The sequence below is a fragment of the Ketogulonicigenium vulgare WSH-001 genome (assembly GCF_000223375.1).
Classification (GTDB): Bacteria; Pseudomonadota; Alphaproteobacteria; order Rhodobacterales; family Rhodobacteraceae; genus Ketogulonicigenium; species Ketogulonicigenium vulgare.
Window position 1 is genome coordinate 1330586 of record NC_017384.1, and the last position, 14368, is coordinate 1344953.

A 14368-nucleotide genomic window follows, 5' to 3' on the forward strand; every position below is an offset into this window, starting at 1 on the left:
GCCAAGGGCAGGCTTGACTTCGCAGGCCGAAAGTCGCCCCTTTTGAAATAGTGAATCGCCTTTCAGAAAGGGAACAGCATGAGCTTTGAGACCGAAGTTGAAGAGCGCTTGATCCGTTATGCCGCCATCGACAGCCAAAGCGACGCAGATAGCCCCAGCCAGCCCAGCACCGCGATCCAGTTGAACCTGCTGTCCTTGCTGCGCGACGAGTTGATCACCATTGGCGCGTCTGACGTGCAACTGACGGATTACGGCACCGTGCTGGCCACGATCCCCGGCAATACCGACGCACCGACCATCGGCCTATTGGCGCATGTGGACACCGCACCGCAGTTCAATGCGGTGGGCGTAAAGCCTCGCGTCCTGCGCGGATATAACGGCGGTGATATCACTTATCCTGACAATGCCGATCTGGTACTGTCGCCCAAAGAATATCCCTATCTGGCTGAAAAGGTTGGCGATGATATCATCACAGCTTCGGGCACGACCCTGCTGGGGGCGGATGACAAGGCGGGCGTTGCGATCATTATGACCGCCGCGCGTCACCTGTTGACCAATCCCGGTGTCAAACATGGCCCGATCCGCATCGCCTTTACCCCCGACGAGGAAATCGGCCGCGGCGTAGATGCCCGCCTGCCCGCTGATCTGGCTGCCGATTTCGCCTATACATTCGATGGCGGCGCGATTGGCGAGATTGAGTATGAAAGCTTTTCGGCGGACGCGGCCGAGATCATCGTCAAGGGCGTCTCGATCCACCCCGGTCTGGCCAAGGATAAGCTGGTCAACGCGATCCACCTTGCATCGAAAATCATTGCAACCCTGCCGCAAGCCGTGATGACGCCCGAGACAACGGACGACCGCGCGGGCTTTATCCATGCGACCGAGATGACCGGCGGCTCGTCCGAGATGAAGATCAACCTGATCCTGCGCGATTTCGAGCTGGACGGCCTCGCGGCCAAGCGCAACATCGTGCAGCAGGTCTGCAATGCCGTCGCCGCGACCGAGCCGCGCGCCGCGATCACCTGCAATTTCCGCGCCCAATACCGCAATATGCGCTACTGGCTGGAAAAAGACATGACCCCGGTAGAACTGGCGCGCAAGGCCAGCCGCAGCCTGGGCGTCACGCCGATTTCGGTGCCGATCCGCGGTGGCACCGATGGCTCGCGCCTGACAGAGATGGGCGTGCCGACCCCTAACCTGTTCACAGGTATGCAAAATATCCATGGGCCGCTGGAATGGGTCTCGGTGCAGGATATGGCGCTGGGGACGCGGTTCTGCCTTGCGCTGGTCGAGGAGGCTGCAAAGGCCGGGGCGTAACCCCGGCCCAAGCTTAACGGGTATTGCGCTGGACCGCCTCGGCCATGCGGTCGATCATTTCGTCGATGATCACGCGCGAGGTCGCAAAGTTCAGCCGCACCAGACGTTCGGCGCCGGGCAGGAAATTCTCGCCAGGCGAAAAGCCGATACGGGCATGCGTGTGGAAGAAATCAAACGCGGTGCCCGACAGGCCCAGATCGCTGCAATCAAGCCACGTCAGATAGGTTGCCTCGGGTTTCTTCATACGGATCATGGGGATATCACGCGTGATCCGTGTATACACATGATCGCGCATCGCGCTTAGATGCGCGATCAGACCGCAGAGCCAATCGCTGCTATCCTGCCACGCCGCGACAGTTGCGTCGATCCCCAGCGAGTTGACCGAACCGACCACGCGCGCGGGGAAATGCCGCTCGAACCGGGCTTTCAGGGCTTCGGTGCCGAAATTGATCACGGCGGTGCGCAGGCCGGGGATGTTAAAGCTTTTGGTGGCGGAATTCAGCGTGATCGTACGCGCCTCGGCGGCAGGGCCCAGCGCGGCGAACGGCAGATGCGTGTTGCCCGCATAGATCAGATCCGAATGGATCTCGTCCGACAGCACCAGCAGATCATGCTTTTGCGCGAAGGCCAGCACGGCCTGCAACTCGGCCCGGCTGAATACGCGGCCGGTGGGGTTTTGCGGATTGCACAGGATCAGCATCCGCGTGCTGGGCGGCATCGTCGCGGCAAGCTGATCCAGATCAAAGACATAGCCGTCGCCCTCGGGTTTCATCGGCATCGGCACGAAACTGCGGCCGGTGTCGTTCACGGCGGCGCGAAAGGGCGGATAGTTCGGCACCTGCACGATGACGCCATCGCCGGGCTGGGTGAAGGCCATAACGGAGGCAAAGGTCGCCTGAACCAGATCGGCGATCGCCATGCTAAGGTCGGCCTGCGCCTCCCAGCCATAGAGCCCCTTCATCCGGTGGGCAAAGGCCTCGAGCACGGCGCGATCCGCCTTTTTGCCGTCACGCATCGGATAGCCATAATCCTCGGCATCGACCGATGCGCGGATCGCGGCCTGAATGGCGGGGGCCACGCGAAAATCCATATCGGCGACAAAGGCGGGAATGACATCAGGGTCATATTGCCGCCATTTTGCATTACGGCGGGCCAAAAGCGCGGGGCGATCATAGGCGAAATCAGCCTCGAAGGCGGCGGCGGTCATCGTCATTTGCGTATCCATTTCAATTCCTTAGGCCAGATGGCAGGCAACTTCAGCGCCATCAGCCATTTTACGCAGCGCGGGGGCATCAAAGCCGCAGCGCTCGACCGCGACGGGGCAGCGGGCGCGGAAACGGCAGCCAATTTCGGGGATGCCGCGCCCGATTTCGCCCGCGATTTTCGTGGTGATTTTCTTGCTGGGGTCCGTGGACGGCACCGAGGCCAGCAGCGCGCGCGTATAGGGGTGGCGCGGCGTTTTCCACAGCGTTTCCTGATCCGCGGCCTCGACGATCTTGCCCAGATACATGACCAGCACCCGGTCGGAAAAATACCGCACCACCGAAAGATCATGGCTGATGAACAAAAAGGCCAGACCAAAGTCGCGCTTCAGATCGACCAGCAGGTTCAGGATCTGCGCCTGGATCGACAGGTCGAGGGCCGAGACAGGCTCATCGCAAACCACCAGATCCGGGCGCAGGATCAGCGCGCGGGCAATGCCGACACGCTGCCGCTGGCCGCCCGAAAACTCATGCGGAAAGCGGTGCAGCGCCGCCGTCGAAAAGCCGATCGTCTCGGCGATTTCGTTGATCGCGCGCGCCCGCGCGCCCGCATCACTGACGCCGTGGACCTTCAGCGGCGTATCCAACATGCTCCAGACGGTTTGACGCGGGTTCAGGCTGGCGAACGGGTCTTGAAAGACCATCTGCACCTTTTTGCGCATCGGCCGCAGCTGGTTTTCGGGCAGTTTGGCGATATCGGTACCGGCCAGTTTGATCTTGCCATCCGCCGGGTCGATCAGGCGCATGATGGTCTTGCCCAGCGTGGATTTACCGCAGCCGGATTCGCCCACCAGACCCACCGTCTCATTGGGCGCTACGCTGAATGACACATCATCCACAGCATAGAACATCTTGCCCTTGACCTTATAGGCCGTGCGCAGATTTTCGACTTCAAGCAGAGACATGCGCAGCTCCTGTCAGCAGGTCGCGGCCTGCGGCATCAAGGCGGTAGCAGGCCGCGCGCCAATCGGGGGCGACATCCTGCAATTCGGGTGGGGTCAGGCGGCATTCAGGCGCCGCATAGGGACAACGCGGGGCAAAGGCGCAGCCCTGCTCGCCCAGCGCGGAATGGACGGTGCCTTTGATCTCGGTCAGGCGGCGCTGGGTATAGTGCCAGCCCTCCTCGACCGAGGAATTGATCAGGCCTTGCGAATAGGGGTGACGCGGGCCGGTAAAGAACGGTTTGATCGGGGCCTGTTCGGCAATCCGGCCCGAATACATCACCGCCACGCGGTCGGCCCATTGCGCCACAGCGCCAAGGTCATGCGTGATCAGCAGCATGGCCATCGACAGTTTCGAGCAAAGATCCTCGAGCAGATCCATGACTTGGGCCTGAATGGTCACATCGAGGGCGGTGGTCGGCTCGTCCGCGATCAGCAGGCGCGGGTTGCAGGCGATGGCCATGGCGATCATGACCCGCTGGCGCATCCCGCCCGAAAAGTTATGCGGATACATCTTGGCCCGCTCGCGCGGATTGGCGATCCCCACCAGATCCAGCAGATCCAGCACGCGTTCATCGGCGGCTTTTCTGGATATCTTTTCGTGGCTACGGATGTTCTCGGCCACTTGCAGGCCGATGGGCAGCACGGGGTTCAGCGAGGTCATCGGCTCTTGCAGGATCAGCGCGATGCCCTTGCCGCGGATGCGGCGCAGTTGCCACGCGGGCAAGGTCGCCAGATCCAGCCCGTCAAAGATCACCTGCCCGTCCTTGATCGCCGCGCCTTGCGGCAGAAGGCGCAGGATGGAAAAGGCGGTCAGCGACTTGCCGCAACCGGATTCGCCGACCAGCGCGACCTTTTCGCCCTCGTGGATCTGCAGGTTGATGCCTTTGACAATATCGACCGAGGGGAAGCCCACCTTCAGGTTCAGCAGTTCCAGCACGGGGGTCTTGGTGGGGGACATCAGCGGACCTCCGAACGGGGGTTGAGGATATCGGTCAGGCGGTCACCGATGATGTTCAGCGACAGAACCGTCAGCACCGTGGCAAGGCCGGGCAGCGCCGACAGATACCATTCGGTGCGGATCTGCGTGCGGCCATTGCCGATCAGGCTGCCCCAGCTGACCACGTTCGGATCGCCAAGGTTCAGGAAGGACACCGCGCTTTCCAGCAAGATGCCGTTTGCAACCAGCACCGATGCGCCAACGATCAGCGTCGGGGCGGCGTTGGGCAGGATTTCCCGCAAGATGATGCGGCCGGTCGGGTAGCCCATGGATTTCGAGGCCATGACGAAATCCGCCTCGCGCAGGGATTTGAACTCGGCCCGCGCCAGACGCGCGATCATTGGCCAGGACGCAAGGCCGATCGATATCGCGATCAGCGGAATGGACGGGTTCGCAATGGCCAGGATGATGATGACCAGCAACATCGTCGGCATGATCTGGAAAATCTCGGTGATGCGCATCAGCACGATATCAACCCAGCCGCCGAAATAGCCCGCAACCGATCCAACCGTCGTACCGATCAGCAGCCCGAAAAAGGCCGAGGCAAAGCCGACCATCAATGTGGCGCGGCTGCCGTGGATAATGCCGGAAAACAGATCACGGCCCAGTTGGTCAGTGCCCAGCGGCGACAGGCTATCCTCGAACGGCCACAGCAGCGGCATGTTCATCATATCCAGCGGGTTCGTCGGCGCGATGAAATTTGCCAGCGCCGCCATCAGCAGCACGAGGCCAAAGACGATCACGGCCAGCACGAACAGCGGGTCGCGCATCGAGCGTGGAATGCGCAGCGGTCTGCGGGGGCGTGCGGGCGCACGGGTGGTGGAAGCGTCGGTCATAATCTTCCCCTTAGCTACGGATACGCGGGTCAAGCAGCGTGGTCAGCCAGTCGATGATCACATTGACGATGATCACCACGACCGAGGTCAGCAGCAGAATGCCCAGCAAAACTTGGGTGTCGCGCGCGGCAATCGCGCTCATGGTCAGGCGACCGATGCCGGGCCAGTTGAACACCGTCTCGACGACGACAGCGCCGCCCAGCATATTGCCCAGATGCATACCGGCGACGGTGGTCACAGGGATCAGCGCGTTGCGCAGCCCGTGGCGGAATTGGATCAGCATCGGATGCAGACCCTTGGCGGCAGCGGTGCGGATGTAATCCTGGCGCAGCACTTCCAGCATCGCGGCGCGCGTCAGGCGGGCATAGATCGCGACAAAGAACGCCGCCAGCGCACAAGACGGCAGCACAAGGTGTTTCAGCCGGTCAAGGAACCAGCCCCAACCCGTCAGCGCCGCGCCGATGGTTTCGGCTCCGCCCGAGGGGAACCATTGCAGACGCGCCGAAAAGATCACGATGATCATCAGCCCGACCCAAAAGTTCGGTGCCGAATACAGCAGCAGCGAGGTCGAGGTCAGCAGACGATCCGGCCACTTTCCGGCGAAAACCGCCATCGCCCAGCCGACCATAATGCCGACCGTCAGCGCGATGACGAATGCTGTCAGCATCAGGATCATGGTCGAGGGCAGACGCTCCATAATCACGTCCAGCACCGGCGCCGAATAGCTGATCGAGGTGCCGAAGTTCAGCGTCAGCACGCCCCCGAGGTAGCGAAAGAACTGCACGATAAAGCTGTCGTTCAGACCATAGGTGTCGCGCAGCGCGTCCATCGTTTCTTGGCTGGCCGATCCTGACATGCCCGCAATCGCGTCAACCGCATCCCCCGGCATCAGATAGAGCAGCAAAAAGGAAATCACGATGATCCCAAGGATCGTCGGAATCGCCTGCAGCACCGTGCGCATGACGGTGCGGGTGAATCCGTTCATGCCGCCTCCCCCTTTGCCGCCATGGCCTCGGCCAGAAAGTCGAGGCGGTCTTGCCCCCAGAACAATTCACCGTTGAAGACATAGGTGGGCGAGCCAAAGACGCCTGCCGCGCGGGCCGCATCGAACATCGCCTCGCGCTGCGCGGCGACCTCGGGGGTGTCCTCCATCGCCGATAGGGCCGCGCCGTCGAAACCTGCGGCTGTGGCAACCGCGGCGCGGGGGCCCGGCAGGCCCACGTCGATGCACTCCTCCCAATAGGCCTTTTGCAGCGCGACGGCCAAGGCCAGCGCATCCACGCCTGCAAGCTGCGCCGCATAGATCATTGGCAGTGCATCGCCCAGACCTGCCATCCCGGCCGGGCGGCCTTGGGTCACCATCGGCAGGCCAAGCCGTGACACCCAGCGTTTCAGATCAAGCGCGACATAGGCCTGACGATTGGCTGGCTTTTCCATCAAGGGGATCCAGCCATTGTCCTTGAATGTGGCAATCGGAAAAGCCTCGATCACAACGCCTTTGTCCGCGCAAAGATCGATCAGACGCTGCGCCCCCAGATAGGCCCAGGGTGAGGCCAAGGAATAGAAATACTGGACTTTCGCCCGTTCGACGGCGTTGGGCATGACCCACTCCCTGTTAAAAGGCATGACTCTTCCATTGCCAGCCCATCAGGCAGACGATGCAGGCTTGCAGCCCCGGTCATTTTCGTTTACTTGCTGCGGCACGGATTACGCGCCTTGCTGCACCACATGCAGCTTACCAAAAGGCTAGCACCCCGTTTCCCAAAATGCCAAGCGCCGATCGGCCCCGGATTGCTGCCGTGGCGCAATAGTTCCTTGCGGGATTGGCGCTTTGTCTGCACGAATTCGCGTGCCAAGCTGCATCAGGAAATCGGCCCTCTGCTGCGAATTTCGCGCAAGCTGTCGGTCACTTGTTCATCCAGACGCAGTAAAGGATCGCCCTGTGAGCGCGCCCAAAGTCATGCCCTATTCCCTTCGCCTGTCCGCCGATGTTGGCGGCACATTCACCGATATCGTGCTGGAGGAAGGCGCGACGCGCTGGACGACCAAGGTGCTGACCACCCCCGCCGCGCCCGAGGAAGGCGTGCTGAACGGCATCGAGAAAATCATGGGGATCGCCAGCCGGTCGCTGGATCAGGTCACGGCCTTTGTCCACGGCACCACCCTTGCCACCAACTCGATTATCGAGCGGCGCGGCGCAAAGACGGCGCTGATCGGCACCGACGGTTTTCGCGATATTTTGGAAATCGGAACCGAAAGCCGCTATGATCAATACGAGTTGGCGCTGGTGAAACCCAAACCCCTCGTCGCCCGCCCGCTGCGCTTTACCGTGCGCGAGCGTATTGATGCCCGCGGCAATGAACTGCTGGCGCTGGACGAGGCACAGCTTCAGGGCATCGCCGCCGAGCTGAAGGCGCTGGAGGTGACATCCGTCGCCGTCGCCCTGCTGCATTCGTTCATGAACCCCGCCCATGAAAAGCGCGTGCGTGAAATTCTGAACGCCGCCTACCCCGAACTTTACGTCTCGCTGTCGTGCGAGGTCTGCCCCGAGATCCGCGAATACGAGCGCACCTCGACCACCGTCGCAAATGCCTATGTGCAGCCGCTGATGGACAGCTATCTGCAGCGCATGGTCAAGCGTCTGGCGGAACTGGGCTTTACCGGCATCCTGTCGCTGATCACCTCGGGCGGCGGGCTATCGTCGGTCGATACCGCCCGCGCTTTTCCGGTGCGCCTGGTGGAATCCGGCCCCGCTGGTGGCGCGATTTTCGCCAGCCAGATCGCCGCGAAACTGGGCGAGAAACGCGTCATCGCGTTTGATATGGGCGGCACCACGGCGAAAATCAGCCTGATCGAGGACTACGCCTCGGAATCCTCGCGCATTTTCGAGGTCGATCGTGCTGCCCGCTTCCTGAAAGGCTCAGGGCTACCCCTGCGCATTCCGGTGATCGAACTGGTCGAAATTGGCGCGGGTGGCGGATCGCTGGCGCATGTCGATGCACTGAACCGCGTGAATGTCGGCCCCGAAAGCGCCTCCTCTGTCCCCGGCCCGGCCTGTTATGGTCTGGGCGGCACCCGTCCTGCGGTGACGGATGCGGATGTGACCATCGGTCTGATCAACCCGATTGGCTTTGCCGGCGGCTCGATGACCTTGCGCGACGATCTGTCAAAAGCGGCGCTGGCGGAACATGTCGGCGACAAGATCGGCCTGACCCCTGAAATGTCCGCCTATGCGGTCTATGAAATGGTCTGCGAGAATATGGCCAGCGCGGCGCGTTCGCATACGGTCGAGCGCGGCGTCGTGGCCGCCGATCATACGATCATCGCATCTGGCGGGGCTGCGCCGCTGCATGTGGCACGCGTGGCCGAAAAGATCGGCGCGCCGCGCGTCATCATTCCCGCAAACGCCGGCGTGGGATCGGCGGTCGGCTTCCTCGCCGCGCCCTTCAGCTACGAGATCGTGCGCTCGAACTACATGCGCCTTGATACCTTCGATGCGGCCAGCGCGACCAAGATGCTGAACGAGATGTCGGCCGAGATTATGGAATGGGTCGGCCCCGCCGCCGCCGATGAGGCGATCATCGAGACCCGCATCGCATTCATGCGTTATGTCGGCCAAGGCCATGAAATTCCGGTCGTTCTGCCCGTCCGCGACATCACAGAGGAAGATATCGCGGGTTTCCGCAAGACCTATGAAGCGACCTATGAGGAGATGTTCAACCGATCGATCCCCGCTGCGGCAATCGAGATTATGGCCTGGTCGGTCTCGTGTTCCACTGCGCCGGTGCTGCCCGCAACGATCTCGCCCGTGCCGTTTACGGGCCGCAGCGTGTCAGGCGAGACGACCATGTTCTTTGACGGCCGCGCCGAGCAGAGCATCGAAATCTATCGTTATCACCGCAACGATCTGGGTGCAGGCGACCGCGTCGCTGGCCCCTGCCTGATTGTCGAGGATGAGACCACCACCTTTGTTACCGGCAGTTTCGACGCCTGGATCGACGCGGCGGGTTCCATCGTCATGGATAAGAAAGAGGTCGCCGCATGAGCCTGAACCTGATCGACAAACAGATCATGTGGAACCGCCTGCTGGCGGTGGTCGAGGAACAGGCGCAGGTCTGCCAGCGCACCGCGTTTTCGACCATCGTGCGCGAATCCGGCGATCTGGCCGCTGGCGTGTTCGACGCGCAAGGCCGGATGCTGGCGCAGGCGGTGACGGGAACGCCCGGTCACATCAATTCGATGGCGCTGGCGGTCGGCCATGTCATCGCCGCCTATCCGCAAGAGGTGATGCGCGAGGGCGATGTCTATATCCACAACGATCCGTGGATGGGCACGGGGCACCTCAACGATATCTCGATCACCACGCCCTGTTTCTATCAGGGCAAACTGGTCGGATTCCTTGCGTGCAACAGCCATATCATGGATATCGGCGGCCTGCCCGACCGCACCGCCTCGACCGATGTGTTCATGGAGGGGCTTTATCTGCCGATCCTGAAGATCGCCGATGCGGGCGAGATCGACGAAAGCCTGATGGCCGTCATCCGCGCCAATACCCGCCAGCCGGTCGAGACTGTGGGCGATGTCTATTCGCTGATCAACTGTAACGCCATCGGCTGCGAGCGTCTGGTCGATATGATGGCGGAATTCCAGATCGACGCGCTGGACGAGCTGGCCGACCATGTCATCGACACCTCGCGCGAGGCGGTGATGGCCAAGATCCGCGAACTGCCCAAGGGGACGTGGCACGGCACCCTCATGCTGGACGGCATGGACGATGAAGTGCTGATCAAGGCGGCGCTGACCATCGACGATGACGGCGTACATGTGGATTACGCAGGCTCGGCCGGGATGGTGAAACGCAACTTTAACGTGCCTTTGTGCTATACGCTGGCCTATACCAGCTATGCTTTGGGCGTCGCGCTGTTCGGCGATATCCCGAACAACGCCGGCAGCCTTGCGCCCCGCCATGTCACCGCGCCCGCAGGCAGCATCCTGAACGCGCTGAAACCCGCAGCGGTCTTTGCGCGAAGCCAGGTCGGGCTGATGCTGCCCGATGTGGTCTATAATTGCCTGCGCCAAGCGATCCCCGACCGCATCCCCGCTGAAAGCACCTGCGGGCTGTGGGGCATCAACGTCATGGGCCCCTGGAGCAGCCCGGCCCAGATCTGGAACCGCTACCGCGTGCAGATCATGACGACGGGCGGCATGGGCGCGCTGCCCTTTCGCGATGGCATGTCCGCGACCGGCTTCCCCTCGGGCGTGCGGGGCGGTCCGGTCGAGGTGTTTGAAAGCATGTCGACCCTTGTGATCTGGCGCAAAGAATTCCTGCCGGATTCGGGCGGCGCGGGCGAATATCGCGGCGGCCTTGGCCAATGGATCGAGATGGAGAATTCCATCCCCGAACCCTTTGACTTCTTTGCCGGATATGAGCGGATCAAGAACCCTGCCAAGGGTGCCTTTGGCGGCATGGCAGGCGGCGCGGGCAGTCTTGAGCTGACGACCGGCCTGCGCCCTGGTGGCAAGGACACATTCGCCATTCCGGCGGGCGAGCGTCTGACCCTGAAATCATCGGGCGGCGGCGGCACGGGCGATCCCGCTAAACGCGACCGCGCCGCTGTGGCGCGGGATCTGGAATGCGGCCTGATCTCGGCCGATGCCGCGCGCGATATCTATGGACTGCAAGGATAGGAACGCCACATGGCTATCAGTCTGATTGACAAACAAATCATGTGGAACCGCCTGCTGGCGGTGGTCGAGGAACAGGCGCAGGTCTGCCAGCGTACCGCGTTTTCGACCATCGTGCGCGAATCCGGCGATCTGGCCGCTGGCGTGTTCGATGCCAAGGGCAGGATGTTGGCGCAGGCCGTGACCGGAACGCCCGGTCACATCAACTCGATGGCGCTGGCGGTTGGGCATGTGATCAACGCCTATCCGGCCCATACGATGGTCGAGGGCGATGTTTTCATCCACAACGACCCGTGGATGGGCACCGGCCACCTCAACGACTTTTCGCTCACGACACCCTGTTTCCACAATGGCAAGCTGATCGGCTTTCTGGCCTGTAACAGCCACTTGATGGATATCGGGGGGCTGAACGACTGGTCCTCCTCGACCGATGTTTTCATGGAGGGGCTGTATCTGCCGATCCTGAAAATCGTCAGCGCAGGCAAGGTGAACGACAGCCTGATGGCCGTCATCCGCGCAAATACCCGCCAGCCGGTGGAAACCGTCGGCGATGTCTATTCGCTGATCAACTGCAACGCGGTGGGCTGCGCCCGTCTGGTCGATATGATGGCCGAGTTCGATCTAAGCGCGCTGGACGAGGTCGCCGATCATATCATCGACACCTCCGAACAGGCGGTGTTGACCAAAGTGCGCGAGCTGCCCCGTGGCACCTGGGCGTCGGAAATCACGCTGGATGGCATGTCCGAGCCGGTCACGCTGAAAGCCAGCCTGACGATTGCCGATGACGGCATCCATATCGACTATGCGGGCTCGGCCCCGATGACCAAACATAACTTCAACGTGCCGATGTGCTATACGCTGGCCTATACCAGCTATGCTTTGGGCGTGTCGCTGTTTGGCGCGATCCCGAATAATGCCGGCAGCCTTGCGCCGCGCTTCATTACCGCACCCGAGGGCTGCGTCCTTAATGCGGTAAAGCCTGCGGCAGTCGTATCGCGTCACCTGATGGGGTTGATGCTGCCTGATCTGGTGTTCAACTGCCTGCGCCAAGCCCTGCCCGATCGCATCCCGGCCGAGGGCGCAGGCGTGCTGTGGAATATGAGCGCGCTGGGGCCTTGGAACAGCCCTGCGGAATTTGGCAAGAATTTCATGGTCGGCCTTGTGACCACCGGCGGCATGGGCGCACTGCCCTATCGCGATGGCATGTCGGCGACCGGCTTCCCATCGGGCGTGCGCGGCGGACCGGTCGAGATTTTCGAGAGCATGTCCACCGTCGTCGTCTGGCGCAAAGAGCTAAAGCCGGATTCGGGCGGCGCCGGGAAATTCCGCGGCGGCCTTGGCCAAGTTATTGAAATGGCGAACACCATCCCCGAGACCTTTCTGGCCGGCAACGCGTTCGAGCGGATCAAATTCCCCGCCCGCGGCGCGAATGGCGGCCAAGATGGCACGGCGGGCAATGTCAGCCTGACCAGCGGCGAAAGCCTGAATAAAAAGGGCCGCCACCCCGTTCCCGCTGGCACCCGCGCCGTCTTTCATCTGCCCGGCGGCGGCGGATCTGGCGACCCCAAGACCCGCGCGCCCGCACTGATCAAGGCCGACCTCGAAAACGGCTACATCACGCCCGAAGCCGCGCGCGACACCTATAACTACACCATTTAACGGCCCGCAGAGGCCGCATCCCAGGGAGTTATCCATGACCCATTCCACCAAACTATCGCGGCGCGCGGTCCTTGCAGGACTTGCGGCTGCGCCCGCCACAGCGGGGCTGCTGACCGGCGGCCTCATCCCCTCGGTCGCCTTTGCACAAGAGGGCACCGTGGTCACGATGATGGCACCAAACGAGGCCCCGGCGCTTTTGTCCTTTGTCAACACATCCAGCCTGATCTGGTCGGCGCATGTGTCCGAAGGGCTGCTGGAATTCGACCACGACATGAACCCGACGCCGCTGCTGGCGACCGAATGGGACGTGTCCGAAGACGGGCTGACCTATACGTTCAAACTGCGCGAGGGCGTGAAATGGCATGATGGCGAGGATTTCACATCCGAAGACGTGAAATTCACCATCCTGACCTCAAAGGAATTCCATTCGCGCAACCGCTCGACCTTTGCGCAGATCACCGAGGTCGAGACGCCGGACGACCACACCGTCATCCTGCATCTGGCGAACCCGACCAGCTTTCTGCTGCGCGCCTTTTCGTCGATGGAAACGCCCATCGTTCCCAGCCACCTGTATGCCGAGGGCGAGAATGTCCTGACGCATCCGAACAACACCGCGCCGATCGGCACCGGACCCTTCGTGTTCCGCGAATGGGTGCGCGGCTCGCATGTGCTGTGGGACAAGAACACCGCCTATTGGAACCCCGAACTGCCCAAAGTCGACCGCCTTGTGGCGCGTTTCATCCCTGATGCCGCCGCGCGCACCATCGCCTTTGAAACCGGCGATATCGACATTGGCTATCGCACCCCGATCCCGTTCCGCGACATCGAACAATTGCAAGCCACCGGCGTCGTCGATTTTACCGAACAGGGCTATGCCTATGACCCGCCGAACATCATCATCGTCGAGGCGAACCTGCGTGACCCGCTGCTGGCCGACATCCGCATCCGTCAAGCCATCGCCCATTGCATCGACCGCGAGATGATCAACCGCGTGGTATTCTTTAATTACGCAACGCCCTCGGCCTCGCCCGTCGTGCCCTATCACAAGGATTTCCACCTGGCCGAGGGGAACCCCTATGCCGTGGATATCGACCGCGCCAAGGCGCTGCTGGCCGAGGCGGGCCACCCGGGTGGCGTCAGCTTTACGATGGAATATGTCGGCGATGACCAGCGTCTGCTGGGTGAATTCCTGCGCGCCGCACTGAGCCGCGCCGGCATTGCGATCGAATTGCGCGGTCAGGACATGGGCACGCTGATCAGCCGCGTTTATGGCGATCAGGCCTATCAACTGCATCTTGCCTCGATCTCGAACCTGTTCGACCCACAGGTCGGGGTGCAGCGCCTGTATTGGTCAAAGAATATCATCAAGGGCGTCGCCTTCTCGAATGGCACGGGATACCAGAACGCCGAAGTCGACGCCTGGCTGGAAGCTGCGGCGCTGTCCAATGACACCGCCGAGCGGATCGCGCTATGGCACAATGTGCAGCGCAAGGTGATGGAGGATGTCCCAAGCTTTCCGCTGGTGCAGGCCGCCTGGCAGACCATCTCGAACAAGCGTCTGCGCGACCATTCCACCAATGCCGAAGGGTTCGAGGGCTCGATGGCCCGGATGTATATCGCCTGACGCCGCAAAGGGCCGCCCAGATCAACGGGCGGCCCCACTCTCTT

At 62.0% G+C, this 14368-nt stretch carries 11 protein-coding genes; 5 read left to right on the plus strand and 6 right to left on the minus strand.

The annotated features are described in order from the left end of the window. Positions 1-78 precede the first annotated feature (78 nt). Positions 79-1317, plus strand: a complete 1239-nt coding sequence (gene pepT, locus KVU_RS06555) for a peptidase T (RefSeq protein ID WP_013384562.1) — start codon at positions 79-81, stop codon at positions 1315-1317. A 13-nt stretch (positions 1318-1330) separates the two neighbouring features. On the opposite strand, the gene KVU_RS06560 is transcribed toward pepT, so the two are convergent. Genes KVU_RS06560 through KVU_RS06585 form a run of 6 tightly spaced genes read right to left on the minus strand, consistent with a single transcriptional unit; the run spans position 1331 to position 6958 of the window. After that, entirely contained in the window at positions 1331-2542 is a 1212-nt protein-coding gene (locus KVU_RS06560) for a MalY/PatB family protein (RefSeq protein WP_013384563.1), read from the minus strand. A gap of 9 nt (positions 2543-2551) precedes the next feature. Beyond that, entirely contained in the window at positions 2552-3484 is a 933-nt protein-coding gene (locus KVU_RS06565; protein ID WP_013384564.1) for an ABC transporter ATP-binding protein, read from the minus strand. Further along, entirely contained in the window at positions 3471-4481 is a 1011-nt protein-coding gene (locus tag KVU_RS06570) for an ABC transporter ATP-binding protein (protein WP_013384565.1), read from the minus strand. Before KVU_RS06570 ends, KVU_RS06565 begins: the two co-directional genes overlap by 14 nt. Further along, positions 4481-5356 (minus strand): ABC transporter permease, encoded by an 876-nt coding sequence (locus tag KVU_RS06575; RefSeq protein ID WP_013384566.1) that lies wholly within the window; start codon positions 5354-5356, stop codon positions 4481-4483. Before KVU_RS06575 ends, KVU_RS06570 begins: the two co-directional genes overlap by 1 nt. 10 nt (positions 5357-5366) lie before the next feature. Next, positions 5367-6341 (minus strand): ABC transporter permease, encoded by a 975-nt coding sequence (locus tag KVU_RS06580; RefSeq protein WP_013384567.1) that lies wholly within the window; start codon positions 6339-6341, stop codon positions 5367-5369. Continuing rightward, on the minus strand, positions 6338-6958 hold the full coding sequence (locus KVU_RS06585; protein WP_014537802.1) for a 2-hydroxychromene-2-carboxylate isomerase: 621 nt from the start codon (positions 6956-6958) through the stop codon (positions 6338-6340). The genes KVU_RS06580 and KVU_RS06585 overlap by 4 nt, the downstream gene beginning before the upstream one ends. 340 nt (positions 6959-7298) lie before the next feature. Here KVU_RS06585 and KVU_RS06590 point away from each other — a divergent pair, with 340 nt between their 5' ends. Genes KVU_RS06590 through KVU_RS06605 form a run of 4 tightly spaced genes read left to right on the plus strand, consistent with a single transcriptional unit; the run spans position 7299 to position 14324 of the window. Beyond that, positions 7299-9401: a hydantoinase/oxoprolinase family protein gene (locus KVU_RS06590; protein WP_013384569.1), complete on the plus strand. Its 2103-nt coding sequence runs from the start codon at positions 7299-7301 to the stop codon at positions 9399-9401. After that, positions 9398-11044, plus strand: a complete 1647-nt coding sequence (locus tag KVU_RS06595) for a hydantoinase B/oxoprolinase family protein (protein WP_013384570.1) — start codon at positions 9398-9400, stop codon at positions 11042-11044. The genes KVU_RS06590 and KVU_RS06595 overlap by 4 nt, the downstream gene beginning before the upstream one ends. A 9-nt stretch (positions 11045-11053) precedes the next feature. Then, positions 11054-12700, plus strand: a complete 1647-nt coding sequence (locus KVU_RS06600) for a hydantoinase B/oxoprolinase family protein (protein ID WP_013384571.1) — start codon at positions 11054-11056, stop codon at positions 12698-12700. A gap of 34 nt (positions 12701-12734) precedes the next feature. Next, complete coding sequence (locus KVU_RS06605) at positions 12735-14324, plus strand: ABC transporter substrate-binding protein (protein ID WP_013384572.1); 1590 nt, start codon at positions 12735-12737, stop codon at positions 14322-14324. Positions 14325-14368: the final 44 nt, after the last annotated feature.

Excerpts from the sequence above, each read along its gene's own strand:
- KVU_RS06575 (WP_013384566.1), bottom strand. The coding sequence starts at position 5,356 with ATGACCGACGCTTCCACCACCCGTGCGCCCGCACGCCCCCGCAGACCG.
- KVU_RS06605 (WP_013384572.1), top strand. The coding sequence starts at position 12,735 with ATGACCCATTCCACCAAACTATCGCGGCGCGCGGTCCTTGCAGGACTT.
- KVU_RS06560 (WP_013384563.1), bottom strand. The coding sequence starts at position 2,542 with ATGGATACGCAAATGACGATGACCGCCGCCGCCTTCGAGGCTGATTTC.
- KVU_RS06585 (WP_014537802.1), bottom strand. The coding sequence starts at position 6,958 with ATGCCCAACGCCGTCGAACGGGCGAAAGTCCAGTATTTCTATTCCTTG.
- KVU_RS06595 (WP_013384570.1), top strand. The coding sequence starts at position 9,398 with ATGAGCCTGAACCTGATCGACAAACAGATCATGTGGAACCGCCTGCTG.
- KVU_RS06580 (WP_013384567.1), bottom strand. The coding sequence starts at position 6,341 with ATGAACGGATTCACCCGCACCGTCATGCGCACGGTGCTGCAGGCGATT.
- pepT (WP_013384562.1), top strand. The coding sequence starts at position 79 with ATGAGCTTTGAGACCGAAGTTGAAGAGCGCTTGATCCGTTATGCCGCC.
- KVU_RS06565 (WP_013384564.1), bottom strand. The coding sequence starts at position 3,484 with ATGTCTCTGCTTGAAGTCGAAAATCTGCGCACGGCCTATAAGGTCAAG.
- KVU_RS06600 (WP_013384571.1), top strand. The coding sequence starts at position 11,054 with ATGGCTATCAGTCTGATTGACAAACAAATCATGTGGAACCGCCTGCTG.
- KVU_RS06570 (WP_013384565.1), bottom strand. The coding sequence starts at position 4,481 with ATGTCCCCCACCAAGACCCCCGTGCTGGAACTGCTGAACCTGAAGGTG.